15 protein-coding genes are annotated in these 14,331 nt (G+C 68.2%); 6 read left to right on the top strand and 9 right to left on the bottom strand.

Annotated features, from left to right (window positions below):
• The 3 genes from QLQ85_RS16590 to QLQ85_RS16580 form a co-directional block, all read left to right on the top strand.
• On the top strand, nucleotides 1-405 hold a 405-nt coding region (locus QLQ85_RS16590; protein ID WP_282740002.1), incomplete at its 5' end, for an exodeoxyribonuclease VII large subunit.
• A gap of 165 nt (nucleotides 406-570) precedes the next feature.
• Nucleotides 571-840: a type II toxin-antitoxin system Y4mF family antitoxin gene (locus tag QLQ85_RS16585; RefSeq protein WP_282740001.1), complete on the top strand. Its 270-nt coding sequence runs from the start codon at nucleotides 571-573 to the stop codon at nucleotides 838-840.
• Nucleotides 840-1,391: a HipA domain-containing protein gene (locus QLQ85_RS16580; protein WP_282740008.1), complete on the top strand. Its 552-nt coding sequence runs from the start codon at nucleotides 840-842 to the stop codon at nucleotides 1,389-1,391. Before QLQ85_RS16585 ends, QLQ85_RS16580 begins: the two co-directional genes overlap by 1 nt.
• Before the next feature lie 19 nt (nucleotides 1,392-1,410).
• Here QLQ85_RS16580 and glrR read toward each other — a convergent pair whose 3' ends face one another.
• The 6 genes from glrR to QLQ85_RS16550 form a co-directional block, all read right to left on the bottom strand.
• The gene (gene glrR, locus QLQ85_RS16575; protein WP_282740000.1) at nucleotides 1,411-2,784 is read right to left on the bottom strand and encodes a two-component system response regulator GlrR; all 1,374 of its coding nucleotides are present in this window, start codon (nucleotides 2,782-2,784) and stop codon (nucleotides 1,411-1,413) included.
• Between the two features lie 62 nt (nucleotides 2,785-2,846).
• Nucleotides 2,847-3,392, bottom strand: a complete 546-nt coding sequence (locus QLQ85_RS16570; protein ID WP_282739999.1) for a hypothetical protein — start codon at nucleotides 3,390-3,392, stop codon at nucleotides 2,847-2,849.
• A gap of 2 nt (nucleotides 3,393-3,394) precedes the next feature.
• The gene (locus QLQ85_RS16565) at nucleotides 3,395-4,891 is read right to left on the bottom strand and encodes a sensor histidine kinase (protein ID WP_282739998.1); all 1,497 of its coding nucleotides are present in this window, start codon (nucleotides 4,889-4,891) and stop codon (nucleotides 3,395-3,397) included.
• 881 nt (nucleotides 4,892-5,772) lie between these two features.
• Complete coding sequence (gene argA / locus QLQ85_RS16560; RefSeq protein WP_282739997.1) at nucleotides 5,773-7,086, bottom strand: amino-acid N-acetyltransferase; 1,314 nt, start codon at nucleotides 7,084-7,086, stop codon at nucleotides 5,773-5,775.
• A 122-nt stretch (nucleotides 7,087-7,208) separates the two neighbouring features.
• Nucleotides 7,209-8,474 (bottom strand): inorganic phosphate transporter, encoded by a 1,266-nt coding sequence (locus QLQ85_RS16555; RefSeq protein ID WP_282739996.1) that lies wholly within the window; start codon nucleotides 8,472-8,474, stop codon nucleotides 7,209-7,211.
• Nucleotides 8,475-8,572: 98 nt separating this feature from the next.
• Nucleotides 8,573-9,253 carry a TIGR00153 family protein gene (locus tag QLQ85_RS16550; protein WP_282739995.1) on the bottom strand — a complete coding sequence of 227 codons (681 nt, stop codon included), beginning with the start codon at nucleotides 9,251-9,253 and terminating at the stop codon, nucleotides 8,573-8,575.
• 105 nt (nucleotides 9,254-9,358) lie between these two features.
• Here QLQ85_RS16550 and QLQ85_RS16545 point away from each other — a divergent pair, with 105 nt between their 5' ends.
• Both QLQ85_RS16545 and QLQ85_RS16540 read left to right on the top strand, forming a co-directional pair.
• Nucleotides 9,359-10,225, top strand: a complete 867-nt coding sequence (locus QLQ85_RS16545) for a CYTH domain-containing protein (RefSeq protein WP_282739994.1) — start codon at nucleotides 9,359-9,361, stop codon at nucleotides 10,223-10,225.
• Nucleotides 10,226-10,299: 74 nt separating this feature from the next.
• Nucleotides 10,300-11,181, top strand: coding sequence for an ion transporter (locus QLQ85_RS16540; protein WP_282739993.1), 882 nt, complete (start codon nucleotides 10,300-10,302; stop codon nucleotides 11,179-11,181).
• Between the two features lie 57 nt (nucleotides 11,182-11,238).
• Here the strand turns inward: QLQ85_RS16540 and QLQ85_RS16535 are convergent, their stop codons facing one another.
• The 3 genes from QLQ85_RS16535 to QLQ85_RS16525 all read right to left on the bottom strand — a co-directional run bounded on the left by QLQ85_RS16535 (nucleotide 11,239) and on the right by QLQ85_RS16525 (nucleotide 13,879).
• Nucleotides 11,239-12,036 (bottom strand): 5'-nucleotidase, lipoprotein e(P4) family, encoded by a 798-nt coding sequence (locus tag QLQ85_RS16535; protein WP_282739992.1) that lies wholly within the window; start codon nucleotides 12,034-12,036, stop codon nucleotides 11,239-11,241.
• A 255-nt stretch (nucleotides 12,037-12,291) separates the two neighbouring features.
• A complete protein-coding gene (locus QLQ85_RS16530; protein WP_282739991.1) occupies nucleotides 12,292-12,915 on the bottom strand; it encodes an L-threonylcarbamoyladenylate synthase in 624 nt (207 codons plus the stop codon).
• 55 nt (nucleotides 12,916-12,970) lie between these two features.
• Nucleotides 12,971-13,879: a PHP domain-containing protein gene (locus tag QLQ85_RS16525; protein ID WP_282739990.1), complete on the bottom strand. Its 909-nt coding sequence runs from the start codon at nucleotides 13,877-13,879 to the stop codon at nucleotides 12,971-12,973.
• 122 nt (nucleotides 13,880-14,001) lie between these two features.
• Here QLQ85_RS16525 and QLQ85_RS16520 point away from each other — a divergent pair, with 122 nt between their 5' ends.
• Complete coding sequence (locus QLQ85_RS16520) at nucleotides 14,002-14,301, top strand: YciI family protein (protein ID WP_282739989.1); 300 nt, start codon at nucleotides 14,002-14,004, stop codon at nucleotides 14,299-14,301.
• Nucleotides 14,302-14,331: the final 30 nt, after the last annotated feature.

Genomic DNA, 14,331 nt, shown 5'->3' with positions numbered 1-14,331 from the left:
CAGCGCACGACCCTGGCCCAGCTCGAGGCCCGCCTGGTGCGCGCCATCCAGGGCCGGCTGGCGACCGAGCGCCGCCGCGAGGCGCACCTGGCCCAGCGGCTGGCCGCCCACCCGCCGGGACGTCAGTTGGAGCAGGCGAGCCAGCGCCTGGCCCGGGCCCGCGGCCGGCTGCTGCCGGCCATGCAGCGCGAGCTCGCCCGCCAGCGCGAGCGGCTCGGCGGCCTGGCCCGCGAGCTGCAGGCGGTGAGCCCGCTGGCGGTGCTGGGGCGCGGCTATGCGATCCTGGAGGACGACCGGGGACAGGTGATCCGCCGGGCGACGGACACCGAGCCCGGCCAGGCGCTCACCGCCCGGCTGGGCGAGGGGCGCCTGCGGCTCGAGGTGAAGCGACGGCTGAAGGGGTGACGCTCCCCTCGCCCACGGCCAGGGGAGATCGGATTACCGATCGGTCATTCACGCCGGTCACGACCGCATGCCGCGGCAGGTAATTACCGATCGGTAATTCACTCGATGCAGGTCGGTGGATTCGGCCTTATACTTACCGAACGGTAATTCAAGGTAGGGTATCCCATGGCCGACATCGACACGCCCAAGCCTCACCAGGTGGCCGAACGGATTCGCCACAGCGAGGACCTCGGCAAGCTGATTCGCCGGGTTCGGGCCGAACAGGAGCTGTTGCAGACCGATCTCGCAGGATTGGCCGGCACCGGGAACCGCTTCATCGTCGATCTGGAGCGAGGCAAGCCGACCCTGCAACTGCAGAAGGTCCTGGATGTGCTGGACCTGATGGGTCTCGAGGTCGTCGTCCAGCGCAAGGGTGCACGACGCCATGGCGATTGATGACGCCCTGCCAGCTCGACGGCACTCCCTCGACCATCAAGTACGAGAGCGACGGCGGTCCCGGCCTGGTGCGTTGTCGTGAGCTCTTGCAGCAGGCCGGTGCACCGGCCATGGATCTGCAGCGGTTGATCGGTTGGCTCTTCTTCAACCTGCTGATCGGCAACCACGACAGCCATGCCAAGAACCTCTCGATCCTGCAGACCGATGATGGGCCTCGGTTGGCGCCGTTCTATGACCTGATGAGCACGACACTCTATAGCGGCCTGTCGCGCCGTTTCGCTTTTCGCATCGCCGGTGAGGATCGGCCCGGCTGGATCGAGAGGCCGCATCTCGAGTCATTAGCCAGGTCGATGAGGTTCCAACCACGTTACTTCATCCAGCAGGGACTCGAGCTGGCCGAACACATGCCAGCGGCCGTCGACAGAACACTCGAGACCCTCGGCGAGGTGGCCCGCCCCGGTACGGAGCACACACTACTGGAAAGGCTTCAGCAACGCCTGACGGGCAATTGCCGCAAGCTGGCGGCTCGCTGGTCGGCCGATCCGGGCTGACCGGCGCTCCCGCGCCTTCTCACTCCTCGCTGTGGCGGGCGGCCGGCTTGAAGATGCCGGGCTCGAGGTCGTGGCGGGACAGCAGCTTGTAGAAGTCGGTGCGGTTGCGCCCGGCGATGCGCGCCGCCTGGGTGACGTTGCCCTCGGTGATCTTCAGCACCTTGATCAGGTAGCTGCGCTCGAAGCCGGCGCGGGCGTCGTTGAAGGTCGGCAGGGCGTTGTCCTCGGCGGCCAGCGCCTGGGCGACCAGCGCCTCGGGGATCATCGCCGAGCTGGTCAGGGCCACGCACTGCTCGACCACGTTGACCAATTGCCGCACGTTGCCGGGCCAGCCGCTGGAGGCGAGCAGGTTGAGCGCCTCCGGCGAGAACCCCTTGACGAAGGGCTTGTGGCGCTCGGCGGCCTGAGTCACCAGGTGCTTGGCGAGCAGCGGCACGTCCTCGGCCCGCTCCTTGAGCGCCGGCAGCTTGAGGTTGACCACGTTGAGGCGGTAGTAGAGGTCCTCGCGGAACTCGCCCTCGTGCATGGCGCGGTCGAGGTCGCGGTGGGTGGCCGAGATGATGCGCACGTCGATGGGGGTCGAGACGGTCGAGCCCAGCGGGCGAATCTGGCGCTCCTGCAGGGCGCGCAGCAGCTTGACCTGCAGCGTCAGCGGCATGTCGCCGATCTCGTCGAGGAACAGGGTGCCGCCGTCGGCGGCCTGGAACAGGCCGCGGTGCTCGCTGACCGCACCGGTGAAGGCGCCCTTGGCGTGGCCGAAGAGCTCGCTCTCGAGCAGCGGCTCCGGCAGCGCGCCGCAGTTGATCGCCACGAACGGCTTGCCGGCCCGCGAGCTGGCCTTGTGGATGGCATTGGCGAGCAGTTCCTTGCCCGTGCCGGAAGCGCCGGTGACCAGCACGCTCACGTCGGAGGCCGCCACCATGCGCGCCTGCTCGAGGATGCGCTCCATGTCGGGGCTGCGGGTGATGATCGCCGCGCGCCACGACTCGTCGCCCTCGGCGGTGGGGACGCTGGTCTGGGCCAGCGCCTCGTCGATGGCGGCGAACAGCTCGTCGCGATCGACAGGCTTGGTGAGGAAGCTGAAGACCCCCTGGCGGGTGGCGCTGACGGCGTCGGGAATCGAACCATGGGCGGTGAGCAGGATCACCGGCAGCCCCGGGGCCTGTCGCTGGACCTCCTGGAACAGCCCCAGGCCGTCCATCTCGTCCATGCGCAGGTCGGTGAGCACCAGCTCGGGACGGTCGGTCTCGAGCACCTTGAGCGCCTGACGGCCGCTCTCGGCGGTGGTCACCCGGTAGCCGCGGCTCTCCAGGCGCATGCCCAGCAGCTTGAGCAGGCTGACGTCGTCGTCGACCAGCAGGATATGGGCGCTGAGCTCGCGAGAGCCGGGCATCCGCGCCGCGGGCGCTCTGTTACCTGGTATGCGTGTGGCGTGCTTCACGTCTCATCCCCCTGTCAGTCGTCGTCGGTCTGCTGTCGCAGGTTGATGTTCTGTTCGATGGCGGTGAGCGCCTCCAGCTTCTCGGCCAGGGCGTCGTTCTCCTCTTCCAGGGCGGCCAGCTCCTCGCGGGTACTCGCGACGCGGCCGGACATGGCGCGGCGCCCCTCCACCTCGTTGAGCCAGTAGCGCAGCAGCGGCTGCAGCGCCGCGGGCGCGGTGTGCAGGTCGGCCTTGAAGAGCTCGGATGCGCGATCCCACTGGCTCTCGTCGCCCCAGGCCAGCACCACGGCCCGGGCCATGCGTTGATCCTTGGTTTCGCCCTGCAGGCGGCCCAGCATGACCTCGCGCCAACCACGCTCGCCACGCTGGGAGGCCAGCCCGAAGGCGACCCAGTCAGGCAACAGACAGGCCTCGTCGTCGAAATCGGGAATCACGGCATGACAGGCATTGGCCGACGGCTCGGCCGCGGGCCGTGCCGTCGTGCCCGGCTGCTCGGGTAGCAATTCACAACCGGCCAACCAGGTCACCGCCAGGCAAGCCAGCAGAGGGCGGAAATTCATCGTCATCGGTTCCTTGCGTGGGCGCTCGATTCGCCGACGAGCGCCAGATGGTCATGAGCGATCTGCTCTGCCACGAGGACACGTGGCAAGGTCAGGCGGAAGCAGACCGCGAAGTGCGGGTCGTCCACCAGTTCCAGGCTGCCGTGCTGCAGCCTGGCGCAATCGGCGGCCACCGAGAGGCCGATGCCGGAGCCCTTGAGGGGCCCCTTGCGTCGGGCACGGCCCTGGTAGAAGGCCTCGAACAGCCGTGGCCGGTCCTCGTCGGCGATCGGCGTCCCGCTGTTGGCCACCTCGATCGTCAGGCGATCGTGGCTGCGGCGGGCACGGATCTCCAGCTCACCGGCATCTTCGCCATAGGCGATGGCGTTGGAGATCAGGTTGTCGAGGATGCGGGTGGTGGCGGTGTGATCGGCCTGCCACTCGAGCGGACCGTCGAAACAGTCGACCCGCATGCCCTTGTTGTCCAGCGCCAGGCGGTGCTTGGCCAGCACCTCCTTGGCCACGGTGGCGACATCGAGCCGCTCGGTCTCCATCTGGCGGTTGTGCTGCAGCAGGTTGTAGTCGAGCAGCTGCTCGATCAACCGCTGCAGCTCGCCGCCGCTGGCGTCGATCAGCTCGAGGATCTCGCGCTGGTGCGGAGAAAGCTCGCCGGCCACCCCGTCGGCAAGCAGCGCCGAGCCCTCGCGCACGCTGGCCAGCGGGGTCTTGAGTTCGTGGGACATGTGGCGCAGGAACTGCTGTTTCTCGGCCTCGAGCTCATCGAGGCGCGACGAGAGCCAGTCGAGCCGCTCGTCGAGCCGAACCAGCTCGGCCGGGCCCTGGATGGGCCGCACGGCATGGGACTGGTGGCCGCTGCCGATGCTCAGCACCCGGCGCTCGAGCTGTCGCACCGGGCGGATGATCAGCCAGGTGAACAGCAGCATCAGCACCAGGCTGGCCGAGACCAGCGCGGCGGTCTGTAGCCACAGCTGGGTCTGCACGGCCTCGGCACGCTCGCGGATCGCATCGATGCGGATATCGATCTGGCGGTTGGTGGCGCGCCGCACCGCCTCGGTATGCTGGGCGAAGGGCAGGAAGTCGGTGAGCCGCTCCTCGAACTCCTCCAGGGGCAGCTCGGGCAACTGGGCGAGTTCCACCAACTGCTCCTCGAGCGCCGCCACGTCGGGGTCATCGGGCAGCAGCTGGCGCTGCTGGGCAAGCAGTTCGCGGTACTCCTCGATGCGCTCGGCGTAGATCTCCAACAGGCTCTCCTGCTCGACCACCGCGTACTGGCGAGCGCCACGCTCCATCTCCAGGGCCAGGGCGCTGAGCGAGCGCGCCCGACGGGTCTCCTCCACCGCCTGGCGGGCGCTGACATCGGCCAGTCGCGACAGTTCCGACAGGGCCGGTCCAGCCTGGAGCATCAGCACGGCCAGGGGCAACATGACGACGAGGAAAGCCAGCAGAACGAGCTGCAACAGGGAGCGAGGGCGCCAGCGACGCGAGACTCGGGTGGTCATGACCAGAGCTCTTTGCAGAATGATGAGAGACATTGCCATCGTATACGCCCAAAGAGTACCAGAGTTCCGCTGGACAGCGTTCCACTTGCCGCTATGCAACCACCAAAAAGAGCCAAAAAAAGGGCCGGCAGAGCCGGCCCAAGTACGCAGGGAACTGAAGGGTCTGGAAAACGCGCCTCTCGACTGCCTGGTCAGGTCGGTCGGCCCGCTTTCCATGGGCCAAAGGCCCCGAAGCCATGTGAAGACCGTTGATTACCAGGGCCCGTCTTCACATGCGGATGGCGAACCATCGCGTGGCGCACCGCCCTGCTTCGTTCCTGGCACCACCGCCTCGGCCTGCGCCGAAGGCGATGCTGCGCGATTCGATCCCCCCGGAAGGGGGGATGAGGCGTCCTTGCCTGGGCGTCCTTGCCCTTCTGGTACACTTCCGTGCCTGTCGGCGGTACCCGTCTCATCGCAACCTAAAGTCACACATCGCTTGGAGCAGACGCTGATCGCTTCCGGGGCCGGACGCACAGGGCAGTGTTTGACCGGACTCCCTTGGCGATCGAAAGCGGCTCGAGCCGTAATGAACCGCTTCCGTTGCTCACCCATACCATTGCCAATCTCGTGCCATAAAACCGGCATCACCACTAATTTCAACAAGTTATTTCGATGGTGGAGTTGGCATACCGCCTGCCGGGGGAGGGTTTGAGGCCGACTGGCGGATTCTCGGCGGCCTTTCGTCTCCATATGGCGACGCCAATCTGGAGAGAGAAAAAAATAACTGCTGAATCAGTAACTTGAAGCGTAGCCCGATGGCGACACCCACGCAAGCCACGACGCTGCGAGGCGACAGCGCTTCGCCCCGCCTGGATCGCGAGGGGACGGCAGGGCGCCGCTCAGGCGAGCGGCTTGACCAGGATCTTCGACTTGCGGGCGTGGTTGTAGGTGTCGCGCTTGAGCGGCGGCAGGGCGTCGATGTCGGCCAGGCGGAAGCCGTGCTCGAAGAACCAGTGCGTGGTATGGGTGGTCAGCGCGAACAGCGCCGTGAGCCCGAGGCGCCGCGCGCGGCGCTCGATCTCGGCCAGCAGCAGTTCGCCCCGGGCCCCGCCGCGGTAGTCGTCGTGCACCGCCACGCAGGCCAGCTCGGCCATCTCGGCGTCGCTGAAGGTGTGCAGGGCCGCACAGCCGATGACCATGCCGTCGCGCTCGATCACCAGGTAGTCGTCGATCTCGTGCTCGAGCCGCTCGCGGGAGCGCGGCACCAGCATGCCGCGGTGCTCCAGCGGCTCGAGCAGCTCGAGCAGGCCGCCGATGTCGCCGAGTTCCGCCGGGCGCAGCTGCTCGTAGCGGTGCTGGGTGATCATGGTGCCCACCCCGTCGCGGGTGAACAGCTCGCCGAGCAGGGCGTTGTGGTCGTGCCAGGAGATCAGGTGGGTGCGGGCCACGCCATGCCGGGCGGCGGCACAGGCCGCGCCCAGGTGGCGGGCCAGCTCGCTGCCGGGGTCGGCCTGGCGCAGCAGCGGTTCGGCATCGGCCGGGGTCAGTTGACGCTGCAACTGGCCGCTGTGGTCGTACAGGCCGCTGGCCTCGCCGAGCAGGATCAACTTGTCGGCACCGAGCGCCATGGCGGCGTGCTGGGCCACCTCGGAGGCGTCGAGATCGAACACCTCGCCGGTGCTGGAGAAGCCCAGCGGCGGCAGCACCACCAGTGAGCGCTTCTCCAGCAGCCCCTCGATCGCCGCGGCCCTCACCCGCCGCACCTCGCCGCTGTGGTGGAAGTCGATGCCCTCGCGCACCCCCAGCGGCTTGGCCATCACCAGGTTGCCCGAGACCGCGGTCAGCTCGACCCCGTGCAGCGGGGTATTGGGCAGCCCCAGCGAGAGTCGCGCCTCCAGCCACAGGCGCTGCTCGGCGGCGGTGCGCTCGACGCACGCCATGATCGTCGGGTCGGCGACCCAGCGCCCCCGGTGGTGCTTGGGCGCGATGCCGGCCGCCTCGAGGGCCAGCTCGACCTGGGGGCGGATGCCGAATACCACCACCAGCCGCACGCCCAGGGTATGAAGTAGCGCCAGGTCCTGGATCAGCTGCTCGCTTCGCCCGCGCGCCATGGCCTCGCCCTCGATCAGGATGACGAAGGTTCGGCCCCGGTGAGCGTTGATATAGGGCGAGGAATTGCGGAACCAGTCGACGAAGGGGAAGCGAGTATCCAAGGCCGCACTCCGGCAGCAGATGAGAGAAAGACGATGCGAGTCTCGACTATATCAGAGCCGACAAAACGGCGGCACCACTGCCGTGGTACCGCCGCTCGATCGCGTTCGAGGCGGCTCGGCTGCTAGCCGAAGATGCCCTTGAACATGAAGAAGAACAGAATCGCCAGGCCGGCGCCGGCCGGCAGGGTGATCAGCCACGACATGATGATGGTGCCGATCACGCGCAGGTTCAGCGCCGACATGCCGCGGGCCAGGCCCACGCCGAGCACCGCCCCCACCAGGGTGTGGGTGGTGGAGATCGGCAGGCCGGTGCCCGAGGCGAGCACCACGGTGGTGGCGGCGGCCAGGGTGGCGGCGAAGCCGCGGCTCGGGGTCAGCTCGGTGATGCCGGTACCCACGGTGGCGATCACCTTGTGGCCATAGGTGACCAGGCCGACGACGATGCCGATGCCGCCCAGCAGCAGCACCCACCAGGGCACCACGGCGGAACCACCCACGGCGCCGCCGCGATGCACCACATCGACTACCGCCGCCAGCGGCCCCACGGCGTTGGCCACGTCGTTGGAGCCGTGGGCGAAGGCCATGGCACAGGCGGTGAAGATCATCAGCACGCCGAACACCCGCTCGACATTGCCGTAGCCGAAGTTGTCGTCGGCGCGACGTTCGTAGACGACCCGCCGCTCCATCAGCACGCCGATGCCCATGATCACCAGGCCGATCGGAATCGACAGCAAGAAGCTCAGGCCGAAGCCCAGGTCGAGCCCCACGTGCTTGAGGCCCTTGTTCAGGGTGACCATGGCGACGATGAAGCCGACCAGGAAGACGTAGAGCGGCAGATAGCGCTTGGCCGAGGCGAAGGGGTCGCGGGCCTCGAAGATCAGGTGCTGAACCGACTTGAACAGCAGATAGGCGATGGTGCCGGCCAGCAGCGGCGAGACCACCCAGCTGGAGGCGATCTGGCCGACCTTGCCCCAGGCCACCGCTTCCATGCCCAGGCCCACGGCGGCAAAGCCGACGATGGCACCGACGATGGAGTGGGTAGTGGAGACCGGCCAGCCCCGGGCCGAGGCGATCAGCAGCCAGATGGCCGCCGCCAGCAGTGAGGCCAGCATGCCGTAGACCAGCAGTTGGGGGTCGTTCGCGAGCAGGGTCGGATCGATGATGCCCTTGCGGACGGTATCGGTGACCTCGCCGCCGGCCAGGTAGGCGCCGAGGAACTCGAAGATCACGGCGATGATGATCGCCTGCTTGATGGTGATCGCCCGGGACCCCACCGAGGTGCCCATGGCGTTGGCGACGTCGTTGGCGCCCACGCCCCAGGCCATGAAGAAGCCGAAGGCACAGGCCAGGATGATGAAGATTTCGCCGTGCTGCGCGATGATCGACATAGGGGAAGTCGTCCTATGTGGCTGTCAGGGAGTAGCGGATTGGCGTGATGGCGGACGCGCCGCGCACCCTGTCATGCGGTGCCGCGACGGATCGCATCCTAGCGAGCCGTGAGGATCTGCAGGCGACTGCCGACGCGTTCGGCACGGTCGGAGAGTTCGCCGACCCAGTCGATGATCTTGTAGAGGAAGATCACGTCCACCGGGGGCAGCTGGCTCTCGAGCTCGAACAGCTGGCGGCGAATGGCCACCTGCTGGCTATCGGCCTGCTGCTCGAGCACGTGCAGCTCGCGGATCAGCTTCTGCATCACGTCGGAGACGTTGCGACCGAAGCCGGACTCGAGCAGGTCCTTGAGCTCCTCCAGGGCATGGCGCGCCTGGGCCACGCAGGCCACGGCGGTCTGCATGTAGTCGCGCATCGGCTGGACGAGGGGCTCCGGCACCTGCATGCGGCGGCCGAGCATGATGCCGGTGATGTCGCGTACCTTGTTGGCGATCTTGTCCTGGACGCTGATCAGGTCGAGGATGTCGGTGCGCGATACCGGCAGGAACATGGTGTTGGGAAGGTTGAGGCGCAGCTCGGTCTTGAGCTCGTCGGCCTCGTGTTCGAGCCGGGTGACGGTCTCGCGGTGTGTCTCGGCGGCCTCCCAGTCACCGACGAGGGCGGCTTCGAAGAACGGCAGCAACTGATCCGCGCATTCGTTGGCCTTGACGATATGGGCCAGCAGCGGCTGGAATGGCGAGCGGCCGAACATCGCGGAGAAAGGATTGGGTGTGACCATGGGCATCCATGTGCGCTGAAGAATTGGCGGCGACAGTATAGTGACCGCCTCCGCTCCCGTCATGAAAATATCACCTGAAGTTAACGCAAGCGAGGCGGCAATGTCATGAGCCACGAGATCGAACTCAAGCTGGCCCTGGGCCCGGAAGGTCCGGCGGCACTGCGCGGCCACCCGCTGCTCGACGGCCTCGTGCCACGACTTACCACCCTCGGCAACACCTACTTCGACACCCCCGAGGGAGCCCTGGAAACCGCCCGCATGGCGCTGCGCCTGCGCCGGGCCGATGGCCGGCTGCTGCAGACCCTCAAGACCCGCGGCCAGGGCGGCGGCGGGCTCTCGCGCCGCGGCGAGTGGGAGTGGGAAGTGCCGGGGCCGGGGCTCGATCTCGCCGGGCTCGCCGCCCTGCCGCCCATGGCCGCCCACGGCGACGCGCTGCTGGCCCGGCTGGTGCCACGCTTTGCCACCGACTTCCGCCGTGAAGCCTGGCGACTCGACTTCGGCGAGGCGCGCATCGAGGTGGCCCTCGACCTGGGCGAGATTCGTGCCGCCGGCCGTACGGTGGCGATCCGCGAACTGGAACTCGAACTCGAGGCCGGTGAGCCGGATGCCCTGTGGGACCTGGCCGAGGCACTCGCCGAGTCGGTGCCGCTGCGCCCGGCGGACACCAGCAAGGCCGCCCGGGGCGGCGCCCTGCTGGCCGGCACCTGGCCCCTGCCCGAAGGCGGCAACGCCGGGGCCTGGCTGCATCGTGCCGTGGTGGCGCTGGATGCCTTCGTCGATACCGGCGATCCCCGGTGGCGTGAGCAGGCCCGCGAAGCCTTCCTGCACCTGGTCGACTCGGCGGGCAGCCCTCATGCCACCGCCCGCGAACTGGCCCGGGGGCTCGACGATCCCGCCTGGCCGACGCCGGCCTTCGGCCGCGCCGCACTGCGCCTGGCCCGCCGCCTGCCCGCGGGCAGGCAGGCGCCATGATGGTTGCATGAGATGGGCGGTTCGTGTGATGAGGGAGGTTCGTCAATGAGCAGGTCGGCAGCCAGGAGAGCGCCATGACCCTAGACTTCAAACCCGGTGGCGCAGGGCTGCGTACCCGCATCTTCCAGATCATCTTCGAGTCGGACACGCCCCTGGCCAAGGGCTTCGATATCGCCCTGATCGGCGTGATCCTGACCAGCGTGCTGGTGGTGATGCTCGAGAGCATCCAGAGCCTGCGCGCCGACTACGGCGACCTGTTCTACTGGCTGGAGTGGGGCTTCACCCTCGCCTTCACCATCGAGCTCGCCGTGCGCCTCTACTGCCTCGACAAGCCCCTGCGCTACCTGCGCAGCTTCTACGGTGTCGTCGATGTCATCGCCATCCTGCCCACCTGGCTGGTGCTGATCGTTCCCGGCGCCCAGTCGCTGGTGGTCGTGCGCCTGCTGCGCGTGCTGCGCATCTTCCGCGTGCTGCGGCTGATGCAGTTCGTCGGCGAGGGGCGCCTGTTGCTGGGGGCCCTCAAGCGCAGCGTCCACCAGATCTTCCTGTTCCTGTTCACCGTCTTCATGCTGGTGACCATCTTCGCGGCCCTGGTCTACCTGATCGAACCGGCCGAGGCCGGCTTCACCAGCATCCCCACGGCCATCTACTGGGCCATCGTCACCCTGACCACGGTGGGCTACGGCGACATCGTCCCGGTCACCCCCATCGGCCAGGCGATCTCGGTGGTCGTCATGCTGATCGGCTACTCGATCATCGCCGTGCCCACCGGGGTGTTCTCGGCGGAGGTGATCCGTTCGATCCGCGCCGACCGTTACTCCGACGAGGCCTGCCCCGGCTGCGGCCACGACCGCCACGAGAAGCGCGCGAAATACTGCCTGCGGTGCGGCACCTGGCTCGACGAGGATACGCCGGACCCCAGGAACGACGACGCGCCCTCCACCGACGAGGCGTAGGGCGCGTCCTGGGTGGGTCCCGGCCCACCGGCCTCCCCGGCCGGTGAACCGCGAGACTCAGTCGGTCTCTAGGGGCGCCTCCCACTGCTCCAGGGGGGCATCGCTCCAGGTGCCGTAGGTGGCATTGGGGAAGACGATCCAGTCACGGCCGAAGCGCTCGGCATGCTCCTCGGCCCGCGCGTGCTGGTCCGCCAGGGGCACCTTGCTGACGAACTCCTCGGAGAAGTCGTGCAGGGTATCGCCCAGCAGCATGACCAGGGTGTGGTTCTCCTCCACGAGGTCCCGGCGCTCCTGCTTGGGCGGCCCCAGCAGCAGCACGGTGTCGTCGGAGACCTGCGGCAGCCCCAGCTCGTTCAGGGTCGCCAGGGTCGCCGCCTTGTTCTCCTGGTAGCGGTCGGAGACATAGTAGATCGCCACGCCCTGCGCGTCGGCGAACTCGAGAAACTCCATGGCCCCGGGGATCACGCCCGGAGCGCCTTCGCGCTCCCAGTGCCGCCAGGTATCCCAGCTGGTGTAGTCGTGGCACCGCTGCATGTCCCGCGCCAGCAGCGCACTGTTGTCCAGCACGGTTTCGTCCAGGTCGGTGATGATCGCCAGGTCGGCGTCTTCCCCATGCCGGTCGATCTGCTGCTCGAGACGCAGGGTGGCCAAGGCAAAGCCCTGGCGCTGCAGGGCGGCGACTTCGGCCGACTGCTGCTGGTAGCGCAGCCCCATGGTGTAGGCGGCCTGCTCGCAGAGGGCCGGCGCGGCGGCGTCCCGGGTACTCTCGTCGGCGCCGGCGGAGGCGGCAACGGACAGGGTGGTCAGGGCGATCAAGGTGGTAGTCGCGACGTTGTTCTTGGGGAAACGGCTCATCAGGGACTCCTTGCGGTGTGTCGAGGCGGGCCGGCTGCCAGCCACGGGCGGCTCCTTCGCCTCGCTCGATTGGCTCGTGGCCTGGAAGCCACGAGCATCACCCTAGGCGATATTGATTGACCGTTCAATTAAAAACCATGACCGACCTGCCCCATGACGCCCCTCTCTTCCCCGAGATCGATGCCCCCGAATGCGAAGCGCCCGGCGGGTGGCCGGGCGCTGGGAGCAGACGAATCGGCGGACAGCCGCCGCGGATCACTCGCGGAAGGGTTCGACGTCGCCTCGCCCCTCGCGGATGATCTTCGGCGGCAGGTCACGCAGGTCGATGACGCTGGTCGCCTCCAGGTGGCAGGCACCGCCGTCGATGATCAGGTCGAGATGGGCACCGAAGCGCTCGCGGATCTCCTCCGGGTCGGTCATCGGCAGCGCCTCGCCCACCGGGATCAGGGTCACGCTCATCAGCGGCTCCCCCAGGGCACCGAGCAGCGCCCGGGTGATGCTGTGGTCCGGCACCCGCATGCCGATGGAGCGGCGCTTGGGGTGCAGCAGCAGCCGCGGCACCTCGGTGGTGGCGTTGAGGATGAAGGTATAGGGTCCCGGGGTGTGGGCCTTGAGCAGCCGGAAGACGGCGTTGTCCACCTTGGCGTAGGTGCCGATCTCGGAGAGGTCCGAGCAGATCAGGGTGAAGTTGTGCTTGTCGTCCAGCGAGCGCAGCCACTTGATCTTCTCGATGGCCTTCTTGTCACCCAGGTGGCAGCCCACGGCGTAGCCCGAATCGGTGGGATAGGCCACGACGCCACCATCGCGAATGATCTGGATCGCCTGGTCGATCAGGCGCTTCTGGGGATTCTCTGGATGGATCTGGAAGAACTGGCTCATGCGAGCTCCCTGTTCGATGGCCGATGGATATTGTCACTATAACGTTGCCCACCGTTCACGCCGCCACCCCATCGACGAGACCGGCCAGGCGCGGGTGGGCCCATACCGGCGGAGTGGCGGTACGCGGGACCGGGCTCATGCTGCCCGGGGCCAGGTGGCCGCCGGGGAAGTGGAAGTCGCTGCCCACCGAGGCGTAGAGGCCACGTTCCTGCAGTTGTCGTGCCAGGTCACGGGTGGCGTCGGGGTTCTGGAAACCGCTGACCAGTTCGGCGGCCTGCCCCCCGGCGGCACGGAAGGCGTCGAGCAGCAGCCCCCGCTTGCGCCGGGTCAGGCCGTGGCGCATCGGATGCGCCAGCACCGCCACGCCACCGGCATCGAGGACCCAGCCCACGGCCTCGGCGAGCTCCGGCCAGTGCGTCTTGACGTCGCCGGCCTTGCCATTGCCGAGATGCTTCCTGAAGGCCGTGGCCACGTCGGGCACCAGCCCCGCCGCCACCAGGGCCCGCGCGAAGTCGGGCCGGCCCAGGGGGCGCGGCGAGCCGGCCTGCTCCCGGGCCCGCAACAGGGCGTTCTCGAGCCCCAGCTTCTCCAGGCGCCGGGCGATCAGCTCGGCCCTCGCCTCGCGCGCCACGGCCTGGGCCGCGAGCCCCGCGACCAGGGTGCCCCGGGGCCCCTCCGGCAGCAGGCCCACCACATGGATATTGATGCCGGCCCAGCGGGTGGAGAGCTCGGTACCGGGCAGCAGCCGGATGCCTTCGCGCGCGGCGGCGGCGCCGGCCTCGTCGATACCGGCCATGGTGTCATGGTCGGTGAGCGCCATATGGGTCAGGCCCCGGGCCTTGCATAGCGCCACCACCTCGGCGGGCGGCAGGGCGCCGTCGGACGCGGTGGAGTGCATGTGCAGGTCGATGGGAAGCGGAGTGCTCTCGCCCTCGAAACGGGCGGGAAGTGCGTTCATTGGCATGACGCCGGCAGGTGACTTTGTCAGAATATGCGTCCATGGTGCTCGCCCGGCCGACCCTGGTCAATGGCGGGCCTTGCCGGACTCTCGCGGCCCGTGCCGCCTAACCCGAGGAAGCGACTGCGATGCTCTATGCGATCATCAGCGAAGACGTGAAGAACAGCCTGGAGCGGCGCCTGGCCGCCCGCCCCGATCACCTGGCCCGGCTCGAGAAGCTGCGCGACGAGGGCCGCCTGGTGATGGCCGGGCCGCATCCGGCCATCGACAGCGAGGACCCGGGCGAGGCGGGCTTCTCCGGCAGCCTGGTGGTCGCCGAGTTCGACAGCCTCCCGGACGCCCAGGCCTGGGCCGATGCCGACCCCTACATTATCGCCGGGGCCTACGCCAGGGTGACGGTCAAGCCGTTCAAGAAAGTACTTCCCTGACTTATCCACCGACGGTTTTTCACAGTTGCT

It is taken from the genome of Halomonas kalidii, from assembly GCF_030010475.1.
GTDB classification, from domain to species: domain Bacteria; phylum Pseudomonadota; class Gammaproteobacteria; order Pseudomonadales; family Halomonadaceae; genus Halomonas; species Halomonas heilongjiangensis.
Note: the sequence above shows the minus strand (reverse complement) of the source record. Positions and strands in the feature narration are given on the sequence as shown.

Excerpts from the sequence above, each read along its gene's own strand:
- QLQ85_RS16570 (WP_282739999.1), bottom strand. The coding sequence starts at position 3,392 with ATGAATTTCCGCCCTCTGCTGGCTTGCCTGGCGGTGACCTGGTTGGCC.
- QLQ85_RS16585 (WP_282740001.1), top strand. The coding sequence starts at position 571 with ATGGCCGACATCGACACGCCCAAGCCTCACCAGGTGGCCGAACGGATT.
- QLQ85_RS16520 (WP_282739989.1), top strand. The coding sequence starts at position 14,002 with ATGCTCTATGCGATCATCAGCGAAGACGTGAAGAACAGCCTGGAGCGG.
- QLQ85_RS16540 (WP_282739993.1), top strand. The coding sequence starts at position 10,300 with ATGACCCTAGACTTCAAACCCGGTGGCGCAGGGCTGCGTACCCGCATC.
- QLQ85_RS16535 (WP_282739992.1), bottom strand. The coding sequence starts at position 12,036 with ATGAGCCGTTTCCCCAAGAACAACGTCGCGACTACCACCTTGATCGCC.
- QLQ85_RS16555 (WP_282739996.1), bottom strand. The coding sequence starts at position 8,474 with ATGTCGATCATCGCGCAGCACGGCGAAATCTTCATCATCCTGGCCTGT.
- QLQ85_RS16580 (WP_282740008.1), top strand. The coding sequence starts at position 840 with ATGACGCCCTGCCAGCTCGACGGCACTCCCTCGACCATCAAGTACGAG.
- glrR (WP_282740000.1), bottom strand. The coding sequence starts at position 2,784 with ATGCCCGGCTCTCGCGAGCTCAGCGCCCATATCCTGCTGGTCGACGAC.
- QLQ85_RS16530 (WP_282739991.1), bottom strand. The coding sequence starts at position 12,915 with ATGAGCCAGTTCTTCCAGATCCATCCAGAGAATCCCCAGAAGCGCCTG.
- QLQ85_RS16545 (WP_282739994.1), top strand. The coding sequence starts at position 9,359 with ATGAGCCACGAGATCGAACTCAAGCTGGCCCTGGGCCCGGAAGGTCCG.
- QLQ85_RS16525 (WP_282739990.1), bottom strand. The coding sequence starts at position 13,879 with ATGCCAATGAACGCACTTCCCGCCCGTTTCGAGGGCGAGAGCACTCCG.
- QLQ85_RS16550 (WP_282739995.1), bottom strand. The coding sequence starts at position 9,253 with ATGGTCACACCCAATCCTTTCTCCGCGATGTTCGGCCGCTCGCCATTC.
- QLQ85_RS16565 (WP_282739998.1), bottom strand. The coding sequence starts at position 4,891 with ATGACCACCCGAGTCTCGCGTCGCTGGCGCCCTCGCTCCCTGTTGCAG.